Below are 15,961 nucleotides of genomic sequence, written 5' to 3'. Positions count from 1 at the left end.
GCCCGGGACCTGCGGGTCCCGGGCATCCCTCTCTCGTTGCGGGCGGAGGCCGGCTCTTGGGCTGTGCCTGTGGTCAGCTCTTGGACTGGCCGTACGAGCCGAGCTGGCGGGTCGATTCGACCACGCGGGCAGCCATCGCGGTCTCGGCGATCTTGCCCCAGGCGCGCGGGTCGTACTGCTTCTTGTTGCCGACCTCGCCGTCGACCTTGAGCACGCCGTCGTAGTTCTTGAACATGTAGTCGGCGATCGCACGCGTGTAGGCGTACTGCGTGTCGGTGTCGATGTTCATCTTGATCACGCCGTTCGCGACGGCGAGGGCGATCTCGTCGTCGCTGGAGCCCGATCCGCCGTGGAAGACGAGGTCGAGCGGCTTGGGCCCGGTGCCGTACTTCGCGGCGACCTCGGCCTGGATCTCGCCGAGCAGCTCGGGGCGCAGCTTCACGCCACCGGGCTTGTAGACACCGTGCACGTTGCCGAAGGTGAGAGCGGCGATGTAGCGGCCCTGCTCGCCGAGGCCGAGGGCCTGGATCGCCTGGTCGACGTCGGCGAAGGTGGTGTACAGCGCGTCGTTCGAGCCCTCGTGCGCGACGCCGTCCTCCTCGCCGCCGACGACGCCGATCTCGACCTCGAGGATGGCGTTGATCGCCTTCATGCGGGGCAGCAGCTCCTTGGCGATCTGGATGTTCTCATCGAGCGGCACGGCGGAGCCGTCCCACATGTGCGACTGGAAGATCGGGTTGCGGCCGGCCTTCACCTCTTCCTCGGATGCCGCGATCAGCGGCTCGACGAAGCCGCCCAGGGCATCCTTCGGGCAGTGGTCGGTGTGCAGGGCGACGGTCACGGGGTAGTTCTTGGCGACCTCGGTCGCGTAGCGGGCGAAGGCGAGAGCGCCGGTGGCGCGGGCCTTGACGGTGTGGCCGGCGAAGTAATCAGCCCCGCCCGTGGTGACCTGGATGATGCCGTCGGAGCCTGCCTCGGTGAGGCCCTGCAGCACGGAGTTGATCGTCTGCGAGCTCGAGACGTTGAAGGCGGGATAGGCGAAGCCACCGGCCTTCGCGCGGTCGAGCATCTCTGCGTACTGTTCCGGAGTGGCGACGGGCATGAGTTCTCCTGCTTCTGTCGGTCGGGGTGCATGCTCACTTTAGCCCGCAGGAGGTCGGATTCCGGCGTGGTTACGCCTGCCGGGGCGCGTATGTTGGCCAGGTGGCAAGAACCGCGTTTTCTTCGCGTCGATATCCGGAAAAGTCCCGATTTCCCTCCTCCCTCCTCACTAGGCTGACCGCATGGTGAGCCTCACAGCAGATCTCAGCCCCCTCCGCCCCGACCGCAACCTCGCGATGGAGCTCGTCCGCGCGACCGAGGCGGCGGCCATTCGCGCGGTGCCGTTCGTCGGACGGGGCGCGAAGGAGGCCGCCGACGGTGCCGCGGTCGACGCGATGCGCGCCTTCCTCGGCACGGTCGACTTCCAGGGCCGCGTCGTCATCGGCGAGGGCGAGAAGGACAACGCCCCCATGCTGTTCAACGGCGAGGTCGTCGGCACCGGTCGAGGCCCCGAGTGCGACATCGCCGTCGACCCGATCGACGGCACGACGCTCACCGCGGAGGGGCGTCAGAACGCGCTCTCCGTGCTCGCGGTGTCCGACCGCGGCTCGATGCTCGACGCATCGACCGTGTTCTACATGGACAAGCTCGTCACCGGTCCTGCGGGGGTCGGCGTGGTCGACATCCGCAAGCCCATCGGCGAGAACATCCGCCGCCTGGCGAAGGCACTGGGCAAGCCGGTCGACGAGGTCGTCGTCTCGGTACTGAACCGCCCTCGCCACGAGAAGCTCATCGCCGAGATCCGGGAAGCCGGAGCCGGCACACGCCTGATGAGCGACGGCGACGTCGCCGGCGGCATCAACGCCGCCCGTCACGACGCCCGCACCGATATGTGCGTCGGCATCGGCGGCAGCCCCGAGGGCATCGTCACCGCGTGCGCGATCAAGGCCCTCGGTGGTCACATCCAGGGCGTGCTGTGGCCGCGCGACGACGACGAGCGCCAGCGCGGCATCGACGCCGGTCTCGAGTTCGACAAGGTGTACGAGGCCGACGACCTCGTGCAGGGCAACAACACGATTTTCGTCGCCACAGGCGTCACCGACGGCCAGCTCGTGCAGGGCGTGCGCCGCGAAGGCAACTACCTCTACACCGAGAGTGTGGTGCTGCGCGGGGCCTCGGGCACGCTGCGCCGCATCGTGTCGGACCACCTCGTCTCCAAGTGGCTCTGACGCGAGCATCAGACCGCGCATCCCGGCATTCCCAGCAGAGGCTGGCAGAATAGACGCGTACGGCGTGACCAGCGCGCCGCCATGGTCATGAAGAGGAGTGCTCGGGATGCCGTTGAACGAGACGCCTGCGAGTTCCCGTCGTGCCGCGCACATCACCACCCCGACCGGCCGCATCCTCCGTGTCACCGAGGAGCAGATCATGGCTGCTCAGCAGGCGAAGGCCACCGTGCAGCCCGGCTTCGACCCCGCCCGCCGCGCGGACGTGCTCTTCCGCGTGAGGCGCGAAGAGGGCCACGAGCTGAGCTCGTGGTGGTTCATCGGCGCGTTCCTGGCCACGTCGATCGTGGTCGTCGCGCTGCTGTCGTGGGTGCCGGGCGGCGCCTGAGACGCCGGCCGCCGTCTCGAACCTCTGCCGTCTCGAACCTCTCAGTAGGAATCGAGAACGGCGCGCATGTCGCCGAGAGCGAACTGGTCGGCGATCTGCTTCGCGCTGTGCCCACCGGCATCCTGATCAGCGCCGGCATCGAGCAGCATTCGCAGCAGCGGCTCGTTGCGCCGGAACACGGCGCAGGACACCGCGGTCTGGCCGTTCGCGTTGACGGCGTCGAGGTCGGCGCCGCGCGCGATCAGATCGGAGACGGTCTCGAGGTGCTCGGCGTAGGCCGCGACGATCAGCAGCGTGTCCTGACGCGGATTGCGCAGGTCGACGGGCACCCCCGCGTCGATCATCTCGCCGAGGGGAGCGGTACGGCCCTGACGGGCCAGGTCGAAAGTGCCCTCGATGACTTCGAGGCTCAGTCCGTTGGTCACCTGACCATTGTGTCCGATGCCGCCGGGTCAGGCCACGGCGGGTTCGAGTTCGCAGACGAGCGGCGCCGACAGCGCCACGCCCAGAGCGGCGCCGAGAGCGGCGACATCGTGCACGGCTGCGCGACCGGCGGCGTCGATGACGATCTGAGCGCAAGCTCGGGCGTCGGCCAGCGCATCGTGGTGCGCGAACTCGCCGAATCCGGCCGCGGCTGCGGCGAGCGGCAGGCGGTACGAATCGAGCGTGTAGGTCTTGCGCGCCACGGCGAGTGAGCACAGCGAGCGGTACGGGGGAGCGGCGAGCCCGGTGGCCTCGCACGCGCGGCGCAGCACGTTGAGGTCGAATCCGGCGTTGTGCGCGACGAGCACGTCGTCGCCGGCGAAGGCGCAGAGGCGGTCGAGCTGCTCAGCCCAGGTCGCGGCGCCGATGACGTCGTGCGGGTGGATGCCGTGGATCCGGACGTTCCACTCGTTGAACTGGTCGTGACCGATGGGCGGGCGAATCAGCCATCCGGCCTGAGAGACCACCTCGCCGTCTCTGACCCGCACGAGTCCGACGGAGCACGCGGAGGCGGGACTGGAGTTCGCCGTCTCGAAGTCGATCGCGGTGAAGTCCAGTGGCACGGATCCACCATCGCGCGGCATCCGGATGCCGGCCTGCAGACTCGCCGTAGGCTGACGAACATGGGCGATTCGCGAGCGACATCCTTCGGCGCCGAAGCCGACAGCTACGAGGCGGCACGACCGGACTATCCGTTCGAGGCGGTCGCGTGGATGCTCGAGCGCATGCCCGACGGTGCGCGTCGGCTCGCGGATGTCGGCGCGGGCACCGGCAAGCTCACCCGGGTGGTCGTCGAGGCGCGCGACGCCGACGTCGTCGCCATCGATCCGGATGCTGCCATGCTCGCGAAGCTGCGCGAGCAGGTGCCGGGTGTGCCGACGTTCCTCGGCACGGCGGAGGCACTGCCGCTTCCGGATGCCAGTGTCGACGCGGTCGTGCTGGGGCAGGCGTGGCACTGGGTCGATCCGGTCACGGCATCCGCGGAGATCGGGCGGGTGGTGCGCCCGGGCGGCACGCTGGGGCTGATCTGGAACGCACGCGACAGCCGCGTCGACTGGGTGCGCCGGCTCACGGCGATCACGCGCGCGAGCGCTGCGGAGGAGATGCTCGACGCGGGAGGTCCCGCCGTCGCAGCGCCGTTCGGCTCGCTGGACGGCGAGCGGTGGGAGTGGCGGCGACCGATGACGCGTGCTCAGCTGCACCGGATGGCTACGTCGCGAAGCCACCTCATCACCGCGTCGGAGAGTGAGCGCACGAGCATCCGGCGGGGAATGGACGACCTGTTCGACGAACTGGGGCTGGATGCGGAGTCGACCATCGACGTGCCGTACGTGACCTGGGCATTCCGGGCGCTGCGCGGCTGATCCCACCGGCTCTGCCCGGCGGCTCCCGCCGGTAGACTCGTGTCCCGTGGCTCTTACTATCGGAATCGTCGGTCTGCCCAACGTCGGCAAGTCCACCCTCTTCAACGCGCTGACCAAGAACGACGTGCTCGCGGCGAACTACCCGTTCGCGACGATCGAGCCCAACATCGGCGTCGTCAACCTGCCCGATCCGCGCCTGCAGGTGCTGGCCGGCATCTTCGGAAGCGAACGCATCCTGCCCGCCACCGTGTCGTTCGTCGACATCGCCGGAATCGTGCGCGGTGCGAGCGAGGGGGAGGGGCTGGGCAACCAGTTCCTCGCCAACATCCGCGAGGCCGACGCTATCGCGCAGGTCGTGCGCGGCTTCGTCGACGACGACGTCGTGCACGTCGAAGGCGCCGTCGATCCCAAGAACGACATGGAGACCATCAACGCCGAGCTGATGCTCGCGGATCTGCAGACGATCGAGAAGGCGCTGCCGCGCTTCGAGAAGGAAGTGAAGCAGAAGAAGACCGACCCGTCGGTGCTGGATGCCGCGAACGCGGCGAAGGATGCCCTGGAGCGCGGCCGGCTGCTCTCGACTGCGGGCATCGACCTGGCGCCGATCAAGGAGCTCGGCCTGCTGACGGCGAAGCCGTACATCTACGTGTTCAACGTCGACGAGTCGGTGCTCACCGACGAGGCGAAGAAGGGCGAGCTCGAGGCTCTCGTCGCGCCGGCGCAGGCCGTGTTCCTCGACGCGAAGATCGAGTCGGAGCTGATCGGGCTCGACCCCGAAGACGCGCAGGAGCTGCTCGAGGCGACCGGCCAGAGCGAGTCGGGTCTCGACCAGCTCGCCCGCATCGGCTTCGCCACTCTGGGCCTGCAGACTTATCTCACCGCCGGGCCCAAGGAGTCGCGCGCGTGGACGATCCCGCAGGGCGCCAAGGCGCCGCAGGCGGCGGGCGTCATCCACACCGACTTCGAGAAGGGCTTCATCAAGGCCGAGGTCATCTCGTTCGAGGACCTCGTCGCGACCGGGTCGGTCGCCGAGGCTCGTGCGAAGGGCAAGGCGCGCCTCGAGGGCAAGGACTACGTCATGCAGGACGGCGACGTGGTGGAGTTCCGCTTCAACAACTGAACGGCGCGTGGAAGTGGCCTGGGCTCAGGCCATCCGCGGGTAGTCGATAGTCAGCAGACTGTCGTCGCGGATGTCGCGGAGCACGTCCTCGGTGAGGTCTCCCACTCGGACACCTCGAGCGTGGGAGGGCACGACATCGTCGTCCTCAGGGCTCCACGCGCGGAGTACTGCGATGCGCGAGACGTTCGTGACGTGGTCCGGCATCTCGCGCAACCACCCGAGCCACGCGTCGGCGTCGATCTCCTCTTGCACCGGTGGGTCTTTGCGACGCCCGATGAGACTGTCGCAGTCGCACATCCGGCGGGTCAGTGTGAATACTGCCGACGAGCCCCGCACTCGACCAGAGGCTATGCGCATGGTGGTCCGCAGGGGAGGCACGCCCAGCTTGTCCTCGGTGAATCGCTGGAATTCCGAAGTGAAGGCTGCGGCGTTGATCGCCCACAGATTGGTGGCGCACATGCTCTCCATCTTTCCGCGTTCGACCGCCACCGTGCACACCGCTGACGGTGACGTAACCCGGTGGAGTTCGGCTTCAACGTCTGAGCCAACCCGGTCGTCGAGCGACACTTCGTCTCGCTTCGCTCGCTCAGTGCGGGTCTCCGCGAGACGAAACGCATCACCGTAGGCTGGACTGCAGCCACGGCCCGGAGGTGAAGATTGCGGACGATCACAGACAATGCCGGATTGCGGATCGCGTGAGTGGTCATCTAGTCGTGATCTCTGGTCTTCCGGGGGTCGGGAAGACCAGTGTCGCTGAGATCGCTGCTGCACTCGGGGGCTCCATTCACCTGTCCATCGACGCGGTGGAGGAGTCGATGCTCTCTTGCGGACTGCCCGCGAGCCGGCAAGTCGGCGTAGCCGCGTACGAGGCGACTCGCGCGATGGCGGAATTGAATCTGCAACTCGGTCGCAGCGTCGTGGTCGATGCGGTGAACGATAGTGAAGTGGCTCGGCAGACCTGGCGGACTGCGGCATCGCGGACGGGCGCGCGGCTCGACTTCGTGCACCTCGTGATCACGGACGCAAGAACGCACATGCAACGGCTTCGCAACAGGGACCGTGGTCTCGCCCATGTCGGCGAGCCGACGTGGGCGGACGTTCAGCGGCGTCGTGCCGATTACGCGGTGTGGTCAGATGAGGTCTTGGAGTTAGACACGACAGCACGAACGGCGGATGAGGTCGCACGCGCGCTCGTCTCCTGCCTCAACAAAATGGGGAGCGGTCGGTGAGAGGCCTATCCGTAACGCCACCCGGTTGAGTTCCGTTCCGCCTCAACGTCTGGTTCGAGCGCCTGGATTTCCCACAGGGAGCTCCCGGCGCCTCATGTGCGACCCGCAGGCGAGTCGCCGCGGCCTGCGCGCTAGCGGAATGTTCGGCTGATCGCGCTGCCGATCTGGAACAGGGTGATCCACACCAGGAACTTCTGGATCGGACGCAGCGGCCACGCGACAAGTCCCCGCCACCCTGTGCGCCGCGACCAGGATGTGGTGATCCGTACCTGTGTGCCACCGGTCGCCTCCGCCAAGGCGAATTCAGTCAGAACCGAATTGCTTCGCGCGACATCGGGATATCCGAAGCTCCACGCGATCCCGTGCGGTTGGTGGATCGCGATGAGTTCAACACTGCGTCGACGAAACTGAGGCTTGATCTTCACAGGCTTGCCGTCTGGATAGGTTGCGGGTGTAGCGGCCTCCCAGACCGTACCTGGCCTCGGTTCCTGGCCGATCTGATCGACGATGCCGATGCTCGGTTCCCATTCGGGTATACGTGCGGGATCTGTGAGGAACGCCCAAACTTCGTTCAGCGGAGCGGACACGAACGTCTCAGCCGACCCCGTGGCCCGCCCCTTCACGTTCACTGCTGCGGGCATGGGCTTCACAGAGGGGGAGTCGGCCCGATCGAGATGTTCGATGATCTGATCAGATGTCGTGCCAAGGCGGTCCAGGATATCCGTGATCAGACCGCTGGGTTCTGCGACGAGTTCTCGGAGCACGGCGGCAGCGTCGCCCGGCTTGCCTTTGTTGCTGGACTTCGCGATGAGGCCCCAGGCACGAGGAGTCCACTCGTACCCATCCGTCTCGTGGAACACGATGCGCCCGGCCGCGGGAAACGACGCCTCGATGCCGAGCGCCGTCAGCTGTGCATCGCGTTGTTCCTCGACGGCGAGACGGGCGCTGTCGATGTCGATACCCAGCTCGCGCAGTGTGCGGCCGGCGGACTGGTCGTTGATGACCAATGCGAGGAACAGGTGGTCGATGTCGGCTTCGCGGAGCCCGAGCCGGGATGCTTCCTCCATGGCGGCCAGGGAAAGCGATTGACTGGTCTGGGCGGCGCGGACGAGCTTGTTCATTTGTTCCTCCTGGGCGTCGTGATCGCGGGGTCGATTCTCTTGGAGTGCTTCTTGTGGGCGGCTTGTCGCGTCACTCCGAGCGCGTCGGCGATCTCCTGCCAACTCATGCCTGAACGCAACGCGGCCTCGACCTGCCGAAGTTCTAGAGTGTCCGCGAGCACGCGTAAGGACACAACGGCCCGCAATCCTGCTTTCGGGTCGCTGGTATCGGCTGCGACTGAGGCGATCAGCGGGGACTCCATGCCGTCAACCTACGTTGCTAAAATACGGGTTGTCAACCTGGGTTGCTTCCTCGCTCCTGCCGGGAGATGCCGCTCGACAAGGTGCTGTAGCGGTGTGCTTCGGCGCCTGACAGCAGATGCGCTCCGCTCAGAACGTGATGTCGGTCGATGTCTCCGTCTTCGGGCGGCGACCGAACCGTGCCTCATATGCCAGGGCGAGGTCGTCTTCGGTGAGGTTCTCACCCGCGGCAAGTCGGGCCAGGTGCGGCACGAGCCATCGTGCCTCGCAGGCGTCGAACTCCTCGGCGAAGGTCTCGTTCAGCTCGCCGTCGTGGATCACGCGCGTGATCGGCACCTGTCCGCCGACATTCGCGATGTGCGGACCCATCGAGAAGTTGATCAGGGTCGTCTCGCCGCGAGGGTGCACGGTGATCGTCGCTGGATGCGGCCAACCGGTCGCACCATCGGGCGAGTGGCCGAGCATGAGGAAGTTCAGCCGCCTGCGTGTGTGCTCTGTCATGAAGCCATTGTCGCCGGGCTCGAGGCAGACGCTCGATCGCTGCGTGACCTGATGGAGGGCGCACCGACGTTCTGCGAACATGGCGTCATGATCACAGCCAGGCTCCCCGTCGCCGTAGCCGCACTCGGGCTGACCGTGACCGTGCTCGCCGCGTGCACCACCACCGCACCGACTCGAGCGGCAGAACCGTCTCCGACCCCGACAGCGGTTCCTAAGCCCGCCGCAGAACCGGCGCTGACGCCGACGCCGACGCCGAGCTCGACGGAATCGCCGGAGGCGGACTCCTGTTCCCGCCTCTCTGAGGTGATCAGCCACACCGACGGGCTATACCTGCAGCGTCAGGGGACTCTCCGCGATCGAGGTGCGCGAGAGTTCGCGCAGGGGGAGGTGGGCGTCGACGAGAACGGCACTCCCGTGACCTACACCGTCGCCCCCGGCGACGTCGAGGCCGTGGTCGCGGAACGGCTCTGTGCCTACCCGAACCTCGGCTCGATGAATCACAGGCGGGACATCCATCCGGGCCAGGTGCTCTGGCTCACACCGAACCCAGACACCCCCTGGGTGGACTACTACAGCCCGCACGACGCGCCTGCCGGATTCTTGCAGATTCCGTACCAGCAGGCGATCGAAGCGGCAGGCAGGGCAGTCGACGCCGGTGAGGTCGGCACCGTGCGGCGGATCTGGAATGACACCTTGAGACCCATGTTCTCGAGTCAGACGACCATCGATGCGGTGCAGAAGGTCGTCGACGCCGGCGACCTGGACGCGCTGCGTCAGCTCTTCTCTTGACGCCGCGCGTCAGAAGGTGACGTCCGTTGAGCTCCGTCTTCGGGTGACGCGAGCACCCGGCATCTGCCGACGTGGCGACGTGATGCCCGTTCTGCCGATCCTGCGCGCGGACCCGTGTGGCGGCCGTGGAGCGATCGGTGGATCTCCTCGACGGGGATGGCCGGCGTCGCCGACCGGTGAAAGGATGGCCGCATGCCCGAGTCTCCGGAGGTGCAGGCGCTCGTCGAGTTCCTCGATGAGCGGGTGATCGGTCGCTCCATCGCCGCGGTCGACGTCGCCGAGTTCCGCATCGTCAAGACGCGCGCGCGGCCACCGGCGTCGCTCATCGGCTCGAGGATCGAGAGGATCGCGCGATTCGGGAAGCACGTCGGGGTCGAGACGACGGGCGGCTGGCTGATGATCGGTTTCGGACGGAACGGATGGATCCGCTGGCAGGCCGCCGGTGACTCCGCGCCTGATCAGCCTGCGCCCGAGGTCGCCCGCATCACGCTCGATGATGACGCGGTGATCCAGCTCGTCGACTTGGGCGACTTCCTCGGAGTCACCGTCTCCGTCGTCGACTCACCGAGCGACGTGGCGACCGTCGCCGCGCTCGGGCCCGATCCGCTGTCGCCGGACTTCACCCGCGACGACCTCGAGCGTGCACTGGGCCGCCGCCGCAAGCAGATCAAGGCCCTGCTCCAGGAGCAGAGGTCTCTCGCCGGCATCGGCAACGCCTACTCCGACGAGATCCTGCACCGAGCTCGGCTGCCACTGGCCGTGCATGCCGTCGAGCTGGATGACGGGGCGAGGGAGCGGCTGTTCGGCGCGGTCGTCGATGTCATGCGCACCGCCGTCGAGGCGCGCCGAGGCCTGCCGCCCGAGCGCCTCAAAGAGGCGAAGGTCGAGTCGATGCTCGTGCACGGGCGCGTTGGGGAGCCGTGTCCCGTATGCGGCACGATGATCGTCGATCAGGTCTCCTCGGGCGCCTCCGCACAGTCCTGTCCTCACTGCCAGGGCGAGAGCACCGGCGGTTGAGGAGAGCTCGCCGACCGGCAGCTTCGACGGATGCGCCGAAGTGATTGCGCACCCGACCGCATGGCGCGACCATGGGACATGGGAACTCTGAGCTTCACCGCGACCGTCTCGATCGACGGGTTTGCGGCCGGCCCCGACGGTGACTTCCAGTTCGGCGCACCGAGCGAACAGGTGTTCCGGCTTCACGTCGAGCGGATGGCCGCGATCTCCACCGAGATCCTCGGAGGGCGCACCTACGAGCTCATGCGCTACTGGGAGGCCGAGTCTGAGGGGGAGGACTGGGGCGACGATGAGCGGGAGTTCGCCCGGCTGTGGGAGGGCATCGACATCGTCGCCGCGTCGTCGACGATGGCTGCGGAGGAGATGACGCGCGAGAACCACCGCCTGGTTCCCGACCTGACCCTCGATGAGATCTCGCGCATCGCCGAGCGTGCACCGGGAGAGGTCGAGATCTTCGGGCCGACGACGGCCGCGCCCGCGATCCGTGCCGGCCTCGTGCAGGACTTCCGCTTCTTCATCGTGCCGGTGGTGCTCGGCGGTGGATTGCGAGCGCTGCCCGACGATGCGCGCCTGGATCTGCGGCTCGTCGAGAGCCGCGTCTTCGAGAACGGCTTCACCCTGCTGCACTACCGCGCCGCTTAGGGCGTATCCTGTCGGTTCGACTGGGGGAGAGATGATGTCCGATCCGACCCACCCGGCACTCCGCGGAGATGACCGACGCGAGCCGACCATCCCCGAGCTCGAAGTGGATGAGAGCATCGCCCCGCGACCCGAAGAGGAGATCGCCGACGTGCTCCGCGCCGAACCCGACGTCGCCGATCACTCCGCGCACTCCGCCGCCGACGACTGACCTCATCCAGGCCTGCCGTGGCGCTGCAGCGGCGATGATCGGCCGGATGACGGCGCGCTCGCCGCCCACACCTTCCGCCACCATTCCGCGAGGCTGTCGACCGTCTCGTGTGCGTTCAGCCCACTCGGGTTGGGCACCACCCACAGCGGGATGTCCCTCGGCCAAGGGCTGAGCTCATCCGTGTCCTGCTCGCCCATGCGCGCTCGCGGCACGGTGAACGCGGTGCGGAACGCGGTGACGCCGACGACTGCGACCGAACGAGGGCGCAGCACGTCCACCCGCTCGAGCAGGCGGCGTCCACCCACGCGCAGCTCGTGCGCTTCGAGTTCGTCGGCACGTGCCGTGGGGCGGGCGACGAGGTTCGTCATGCCGATGCCGCGCGCGGCCAGCATCCGCTCGTCCGACGGTGACAGGCCTCGCGACGCGTCCACCACCTCGTCGGTGAGACCGGCGGCGGCCAGCGACGGCCAGAACCGATTTCCCGGACGTGCGAAGGGCGCGTTGACGGCGACCGTCCATGGACTGGGTTTGATGCCGACCATCAGCAGCCGCACGCGTCCGGCGGACTCCGCGTCGGTCGGGTAGGGAAGTACGTCATCGCGCCGGAGCCCCGCGGCGGTCGCGTGGGCGAGATCGGCGGGGCTGGGGCGTCGACCGTCGAGCGGCGACGGCGCACGCCAGGGCGACCAGTCGGCCGCGAGTGCGATGGTGTTCGCGCGCGAAGCGCTCACGGGGCCAGCAGTTCCGTCGTCCAGCCGAACTCGCCGCGGCTGTACACGCAACGCTCGTGCAGGCGCGACCGCCGGCCCTGCCAGAACTCGAGCCGTTCGGGCGCGATCCGGAACCCGCCCCAGTGCGGGGGTGCCGGCACCTCGGCATCCGCGAAGCGCTCTTCGGCACGGGCCACCGCGGCCTCAAGCTCGGCCCGGTCGGCGATCGGTCTGCTCTGACGCGAGGCCCAGGCACCCAGCTGCGACCCGCGCGGACGCGTGGCGTGATACGCCTCGACCTCGGAGCGGGTGACCGGCGCCGCCGCCCCCTCCACCCGGATCTGCCGCTCGAGCTCGGGCCAGTGGAACACCAGCGATGCGTGCGGATGCGCGGCGAGCTCGCGGCCCTTGTCGGAGTCGATGTGCGTGAAGAACACGAACCCGCGCTCGTCCCAGTCCTTCAACAGCACCACGCGAGCACGCGGCCGCCACTGGTCTCCGACCTGCGCGACAGTGGAGAGCGTCATCGCCGTGGCCGAGAACGGACGGTCGGATGCTTCGGCGCTGCGCGCCTCTGCCAACCACTCGCCGAAGAGTGAGAACGGGGTGGCGGGCAGCTGATCGGAGGGCATGCACCCATGGTGCCCGATCCGCGTGACATCGTCGATCGGGGAGCCGCCCGGTACGCTGGGGGAGGCCATCGACGCGCCACCGCCCGACCGGAAGCGAGCACACATCGTGACCCAGCCCAGCACCTTCGAGCCCGAAGGCCGTGCCGTCCCCTTCGTCGATGAGGGTGAAGGCCCCGTCACGCTCGTGCTGGTCACTGGCCGCAGCCTCGAGGCTGACGGTCTCGGCGTCATCTCGCACTACCTGGCCGAAGAGGCCGGCTTCCGCGTGGTGCGCATCGGCTCCCGCGCGGAAGTCTCGGGCATCACCCCGGCAGACCGCGCTGCCGACGCGGCGGACGTGATCGAAGAACTCGGCATCGACGACACCTGGATCGGCGGTCACGGTCACGGCAGCACCATCGCGCGCACTTTCGCCGTCGATCATCCCGAGCGCGTCAACGGACTGCTCATGCTGGGCGTCGAAGACGAGCAGATCCCTCTCGCCCCTGGCATCCCGGTGCTGATCATCCAGGCCGAGAACGACGAGGTCACCCCTGCCGCGAACGCCGAGACGCTGCAGGCGACCGCGCCCGAGCGGGCGACCATCACCCGCATCCCCGAGGCCGACCACTACTTCGTCGCGACGCACCCGATCGAGACCGCCGTCGTGATCGAGGAGTACCTCGACTGGGACTGACCCCTGTCGAAGAGTCGACGATGAACCCGGTGCGCACAGCGATCGCCGAATTGGCGCCCGGGTACTTCGCCGCCGTGATGGGCACCGGCATCGTCTCGATCGGCCTGCACGACCTCGGAGTCGGTGCCGCGTCCGTCGTTCTGATGTGGCTCGCCACGACCTGCGGGATCCCGAGAAGGCCTTCGCCTTCTTCACCGTGGTGGCAGCCTCCGGTGTTCTCGGTGTGCGCTTCGCACGGGAGGAGCTGGTGGCGCTCGCCGTTCCGCTGTTCGTGCTCGCTGGCGTCATCTGGGTCGTGTTCGGGTACCTCCTTCCGTCGCAGGTGCTGATGACCCGCTACGGCAGGCCCATCCTGGCGCGTGCCAACGGCACCTGGTTCATCTGGGCCGTCGCCAGCCAGTCCCTCGCAGTTCGATCCCGCTGATTCCGCTGCTGGCGGGGGCGGGGGTGTGGCGTCACGGTGTGCACCGCGTGCCCCTGCGGTGCGTGCCGACACTCTGGTCGATGGTGTTCCCCGTCGCGATGTCGCCGTCGCGTCCGAATCGCTCGCGCGGGCCGACCAGCTGCCCGCTGCCGGAGCAGTCGGCCGAGTCGGGCTGGTGATCGCGGTGATCGTGTGGGCGATCGTCTTCGTCGCGATGCTGCACCACGTCGGCCGGACGGTCTGGCCGTCGCGGCGAGTCGCCTCCTTCAGCCGCGCAGATCCTTCCGCATGAAGATCTGCTCGGTGCCGTCGTCCTGCGGCACACGCTCGCTGACGCTGTAGCCGCACGTCTCGTAGAGGCGGATGTTGGCCTCGCTCAGGCTGCCGGTGAACAGCTCCGCCTTTGCGGCTCCGCTCTTCCGCTCCGCCACGTCCAGCAGCCCGCGGCCGATGCCCTCGCCCTGCATGTCGGGTGCGATCGCGATCCTGCCGACCAGCAGCAGATCTCCGTCGACGCGTCCGCGCAGCGCCCCGACGAGCCTGCCGTCGACGCGGGCCGTCCAGCCGTAGCAGTCGGTCAGCTCGGCCTGAACGGCCTCGAGTGTCTGCGTGAGCGGCGGCATGTCGGCGCTGCCGTAGATCTGCGCCTCCGACACGAAGGCCGCGCGCTGCAGGGTCAGCAGCTCCCCGGCGTCGTCGGTCGAGATGGGGGCGTATGTCACGTCGAGAGAGACCATCCGTCCATCATCCCTCTTCACGCAGGCGCGGTTCGACGCGGTGTTCAGGGTGCAGGCCCGCCTTGTCGGTGTAGAACGCGCGGATGCGTTCCATGTCCGCCGGGATGTCGCCGCTGAGCTCGAAGGTCGGTCCGAGGCCGGTCGTCATGGTGGTGCGGTCGACGTAGCCGAGGGTCACGGGCATCCCGGTCTCACGGGCGATCCGGTAGAAGCCCGACTTCCAGTGGGTGTGGCCCCGGCGGGTGCCGTCGGGCGTGACGACCAGGCCGAACACCTCACCGCGCCGCACCATCGCGACCACGTCGTCGACGACGCGGCCGGGATCGTCACGATCGACGGGGATACCGCCCAGCGCGCGCATGAGCGGACCGCGACAGCCGTGGAACAGGCTCTTCTTGCCCAGCCACCGCACGTCGATCCCCAGGCGCCACGCGATCGCCAGCATCAGCACGAAGTCCCAGTTCGAGGTGTGCGGGGCGCCGATGAGCACGGTCGGCGTGGTCGGCGCGGGTCGGGAACGAAGAGTCCAGCGGCTGCAGAGCCAGAAGACCCGTGCGATCAGGCGTCGAAGCATCCATCCACGCTACGACAGGCGGTATGCGGGCGAAGGCATGCCGTCGGCACGGTTGGGCGGCTGGCGCGACGAAATCAACCCCCTCAGCAGATCAGAGGGTCGGTGTTAGCGTCGGGCCGAACACACAACCGACCGCGCGCCGCGCAGCGCCGCGCAGAAGACAGAGGTGGTATTCATGGCAGCCAAGAGCACCGCGACCCAGAAGTCGAAGAACTCCGGCACCAAGACGAAGGACTCGGCGAAGACGAAGGACGCCGCCGAGACCACGCCGCTGGAGAACGCCGAGAAGGGCTTTCAGGCGTCGCCCGACCTGATTCGCGATCTGCAGGCAGTGCTCGTCGACCTCATCGAGCTGTCGGTGCAGGGCAAGCAGGCCCACTGGAACGTGGTCGGCCGCAACTTCCGCGACACCCATCTGCAGCTCGATGAGATCATCGAGGCGGCGCGCGGCTTCGGCGACACGGTGGCCGAGCGCATGCGCGCGCTGCACGCCGCCCCGGACGGGCGCAGCGCCACCGTTGCCAAGGCGACCACGCTGCCCGAGTTTCCGATGGGCGAGGTCTCCACGACCGAGACGATCGACCTGATCACCGTGCGGCTCGAGACGACCGTGGCGACCATGCGGCGGGTGCACGACCAGGTCGACGACGAGGATCCCACCTCGGCGGACATCCTGCACGCGATCATCGAGAAGCTCGAGCAGTTCGCGTGGATGGTCAGCGCGGAGAACCGCACGCCTGCATCGTGACACTCCGACGCAGCGAGGGCCGTCACCGTTCCGTCTCCGGGCTGCTGCGCGGGGAGCTTGCCGCCCATCGCGAAGTGGCGTTCCTCGTAGG

The 15,961-nt window shown here is 68.1% G+C and carries 24 protein-coding genes; 13 read left to right on the top strand and 11 right to left on the bottom strand.

Annotated features, from left to right (window positions below):
• Nucleotides 1–73 precede the first annotated feature (73 nt).
• Complete coding sequence (gene fbaA / locus ACWGSM_RS13405; RefSeq protein ID WP_452323412.1) at nt 74–1,102, bottom strand: class II fructose-bisphosphate aldolase; 1,029 nt, start codon at nt 1,100–1,102, stop codon at nt 74–76.
• Nucleotides 1,103–1,283: 181 nt separating this feature from the next.
• Between fbaA and glpX the strand changes: the two genes are divergently transcribed.
• Both glpX and ACWGSM_RS13395 read left to right on the top strand, forming a co-directional pair.
• Nucleotides 1,284–2,270, top strand: coding sequence for a class II fructose-bisphosphatase (glpX, locus tag ACWGSM_RS13400; protein ID WP_452323411.1), 987 nt, complete (start codon nt 1,284–1,286; stop codon nt 2,268–2,270).
• Nucleotides 2,271–2,376: 106 nt separating this feature from the next.
• Nucleotides 2,377–2,655, top strand: coding sequence for a hypothetical protein (locus ACWGSM_RS13395; RefSeq protein WP_452323410.1), 279 nt, complete (start codon nt 2,377–2,379; stop codon nt 2,653–2,655).
• A 41-nt stretch (nt 2,656–2,696) separates the two neighbouring features.
• Here ACWGSM_RS13395 and ACWGSM_RS13390 read toward each other — a convergent pair whose 3' ends face one another.
• Together ACWGSM_RS13390 and ACWGSM_RS13385 are read right to left on the bottom strand one after the other, a co-directional pair.
• Nucleotides 2,697–3,080 (bottom strand): ankyrin repeat domain-containing protein, encoded by a 384-nt coding sequence (locus tag ACWGSM_RS13390; RefSeq protein WP_452323409.1) that lies wholly within the window; start codon nt 3,078–3,080, stop codon nt 2,697–2,699.
• Nucleotides 3,081–3,107: 27 nt separating this feature from the next.
• Nucleotides 3,108–3,701: a 3'-5' exonuclease gene (locus ACWGSM_RS13385; RefSeq protein ID WP_452323408.1), complete on the bottom strand. Its 594-nt coding sequence runs from the start codon at nt 3,699–3,701 to the stop codon at nt 3,108–3,110.
• 60 nt (nt 3,702–3,761) lie between these two features.
• On the opposite strand from ACWGSM_RS13385, the gene ACWGSM_RS13380 reads away from it, so the two are divergent.
• Together ACWGSM_RS13380 and ychF are read left to right on the top strand one after the other, a co-directional pair.
• Nucleotides 3,762–4,502, top strand: coding sequence for a class I SAM-dependent methyltransferase (locus ACWGSM_RS13380; protein WP_452323407.1), 741 nt, complete (start codon nt 3,762–3,764; stop codon nt 4,500–4,502).
• A gap of 46 nt (nt 4,503–4,548) precedes the next feature.
• Nucleotides 4,549–5,622: a redox-regulated ATPase YchF gene (ychF, locus tag ACWGSM_RS13375; protein WP_452323406.1), complete on the top strand. Its 1,074-nt coding sequence runs from the start codon at nt 4,549–4,551 to the stop codon at nt 5,620–5,622.
• Between the two features lie 24 nt (nt 5,623–5,646).
• On the opposite strand, the gene ACWGSM_RS13370 is transcribed toward ychF, so the two are convergent.
• Nucleotides 5,647–6,189, bottom strand: coding sequence for a hypothetical protein (locus tag ACWGSM_RS13370; RefSeq protein WP_452323405.1), 543 nt, complete (start codon nt 6,187–6,189; stop codon nt 5,647–5,649).
• A gap of 83 nt (nt 6,190–6,272) precedes the next feature.
• Between ACWGSM_RS13370 and ACWGSM_RS13365 the strand changes: the two genes are divergently transcribed.
• Nucleotides 6,273–6,851: an AAA family ATPase gene (locus ACWGSM_RS13365; protein WP_413633355.1), complete on the top strand. Its 579-nt coding sequence runs from the start codon at nt 6,273–6,275 to the stop codon at nt 6,849–6,851.
• Between the two features lie 131 nt (nt 6,852–6,982).
• Here ACWGSM_RS13365 and ACWGSM_RS13360 read toward each other — a convergent pair whose 3' ends face one another.
• From ACWGSM_RS13360 to ACWGSM_RS13350, 3 genes are all read right to left on the bottom strand, one after another.
• Nucleotides 6,983–7,972 (bottom strand): Clp protease N-terminal domain-containing protein, encoded by a 990-nt coding sequence (locus tag ACWGSM_RS13360; RefSeq protein ID WP_452323404.1) that lies wholly within the window; start codon nt 7,970–7,972, stop codon nt 6,983–6,985.
• Nucleotides 7,969–8,214: a hypothetical protein gene (locus ACWGSM_RS13355; protein ID WP_452323403.1), complete on the bottom strand. Its 246-nt coding sequence runs from the start codon at nt 8,212–8,214 to the stop codon at nt 7,969–7,971. Before ACWGSM_RS13355 ends, ACWGSM_RS13360 begins: the two co-directional genes overlap by 4 nt.
• Before the next feature lie 127 nt (nt 8,215–8,341).
• Nucleotides 8,342–8,713, bottom strand: coding sequence for a hypothetical protein (locus ACWGSM_RS13350; RefSeq protein WP_363383086.1), 372 nt, complete (start codon nt 8,711–8,713; stop codon nt 8,342–8,344).
• Nucleotides 8,714–8,800: 87 nt separating this feature from the next.
• Between ACWGSM_RS13350 and ACWGSM_RS13345 the strand changes: the two genes are divergently transcribed.
• The 4 genes from ACWGSM_RS13345 (at nt 8,801) to ACWGSM_RS13330 (ending at nt 11,369) form a co-directional block, all read left to right on the top strand.
• Nucleotides 8,801–9,502 (top strand): hypothetical protein, encoded by a 702-nt coding sequence (locus tag ACWGSM_RS13345; protein WP_452323402.1) that lies wholly within the window; start codon nt 8,801–8,803, stop codon nt 9,500–9,502.
• 192 nt (nt 9,503–9,694) lie between these two features.
• Nucleotides 9,695–10,519 (top strand): DNA-formamidopyrimidine glycosylase family protein, encoded by an 825-nt coding sequence (locus ACWGSM_RS13340; protein WP_452323401.1) that lies wholly within the window; start codon nt 9,695–9,697, stop codon nt 10,517–10,519.
• A gap of 78 nt (nt 10,520–10,597) precedes the next feature.
• Nucleotides 10,598–11,161, top strand: coding sequence for a dihydrofolate reductase family protein (locus ACWGSM_RS13335; protein WP_452323400.1), 564 nt, complete (start codon nt 10,598–10,600; stop codon nt 11,159–11,161).
• 34 nt (nt 11,162–11,195) lie between these two features.
• On the top strand, nt 11,196–11,369 hold the full coding sequence (locus ACWGSM_RS13330) for a hypothetical protein (RefSeq protein WP_452323399.1): 174 nt from the start codon (nt 11,196–11,198) through the stop codon (nt 11,367–11,369).
• Between the two features lie 2 nt (nt 11,370–11,371).
• Here ACWGSM_RS13330 and ACWGSM_RS13325 read toward each other — a convergent pair whose 3' ends face one another.
• Nucleotides 11,372–12,100 carry a mismatch-specific DNA-glycosylase gene (locus ACWGSM_RS13325; RefSeq protein WP_452323398.1) on the bottom strand — a complete coding sequence of 243 codons (729 nt, stop codon included), beginning with the start codon at nt 12,098–12,100 and terminating at the stop codon, nt 11,372–11,374.
• On the bottom strand, nt 12,097–12,711 hold the full coding sequence (gene pdxH, locus ACWGSM_RS13320) for a pyridoxamine 5'-phosphate oxidase (protein WP_452323397.1): 615 nt from the start codon (nt 12,709–12,711) through the stop codon (nt 12,097–12,099). The genes ACWGSM_RS13325 and pdxH overlap by 4 nt, the downstream gene beginning before the upstream one ends.
• A 106-nt stretch (nt 12,712–12,817) precedes the next feature.
• On the opposite strand from pdxH, the gene ACWGSM_RS13315 reads away from it, so the two are divergent.
• From ACWGSM_RS13315 to ACWGSM_RS13305, 3 genes are all read left to right on the top strand, one after another.
• Nucleotides 12,818–13,387 (top strand): alpha/beta fold hydrolase, encoded by a 570-nt coding sequence (locus ACWGSM_RS13315; protein WP_452323396.1) that lies wholly within the window; start codon nt 12,818–12,820, stop codon nt 13,385–13,387.
• Nucleotides 13,388–13,532: 145 nt separating this feature from the next.
• Entirely contained in the window at nt 13,533–13,811 is a 279-nt protein-coding gene (locus ACWGSM_RS13310) for a hypothetical protein (RefSeq protein ID WP_452323395.1), read from the top strand.
• A gap of 58 nt (nt 13,812–13,869) precedes the next feature.
• Nucleotides 13,870–14,103, top strand: a complete 234-nt coding sequence (locus tag ACWGSM_RS13305; RefSeq protein ID WP_452323394.1) for a hypothetical protein — start codon at nt 13,870–13,872, stop codon at nt 14,101–14,103.
• On the opposite strand, the gene ACWGSM_RS13300 is transcribed toward ACWGSM_RS13305, so the two are convergent.
• A complete protein-coding gene (locus ACWGSM_RS13300; RefSeq protein ID WP_452323393.1) occupies nt 14,078–14,548 on the bottom strand; it encodes a GNAT family N-acetyltransferase in 471 nt (156 codons plus the stop codon). The genes ACWGSM_RS13305 and ACWGSM_RS13300 overlap by 26 nt on opposite strands.
• 7 nt (nt 14,549–14,555) lie before the next feature.
• Nucleotides 14,556–15,122: a 1-acyl-sn-glycerol-3-phosphate acyltransferase gene (locus ACWGSM_RS13295; RefSeq protein WP_452323392.1), complete on the bottom strand. Its 567-nt coding sequence runs from the start codon at nt 15,120–15,122 to the stop codon at nt 14,556–14,558.
• Between the two features lie 175 nt (nt 15,123–15,297).
• On the opposite strand from ACWGSM_RS13295, the gene ACWGSM_RS13290 reads away from it, so the two are divergent.
• The gene (locus ACWGSM_RS13290) at nt 15,298–15,870 is read left to right on the top strand and encodes a Dps family protein (protein ID WP_452323391.1); all 573 of its coding nucleotides are present in this window, start codon (nt 15,298–15,300) and stop codon (nt 15,868–15,870) included.
• Nucleotides 15,871–15,961: the final 91 nt, after the last annotated feature.

Source organism: Microbacterium sp. NPDC055521 (genome assembly GCF_053619695.1).
Note: the sequence above shows the minus strand (reverse complement) of the source record. Positions and strands in the feature narration are given on the sequence as shown.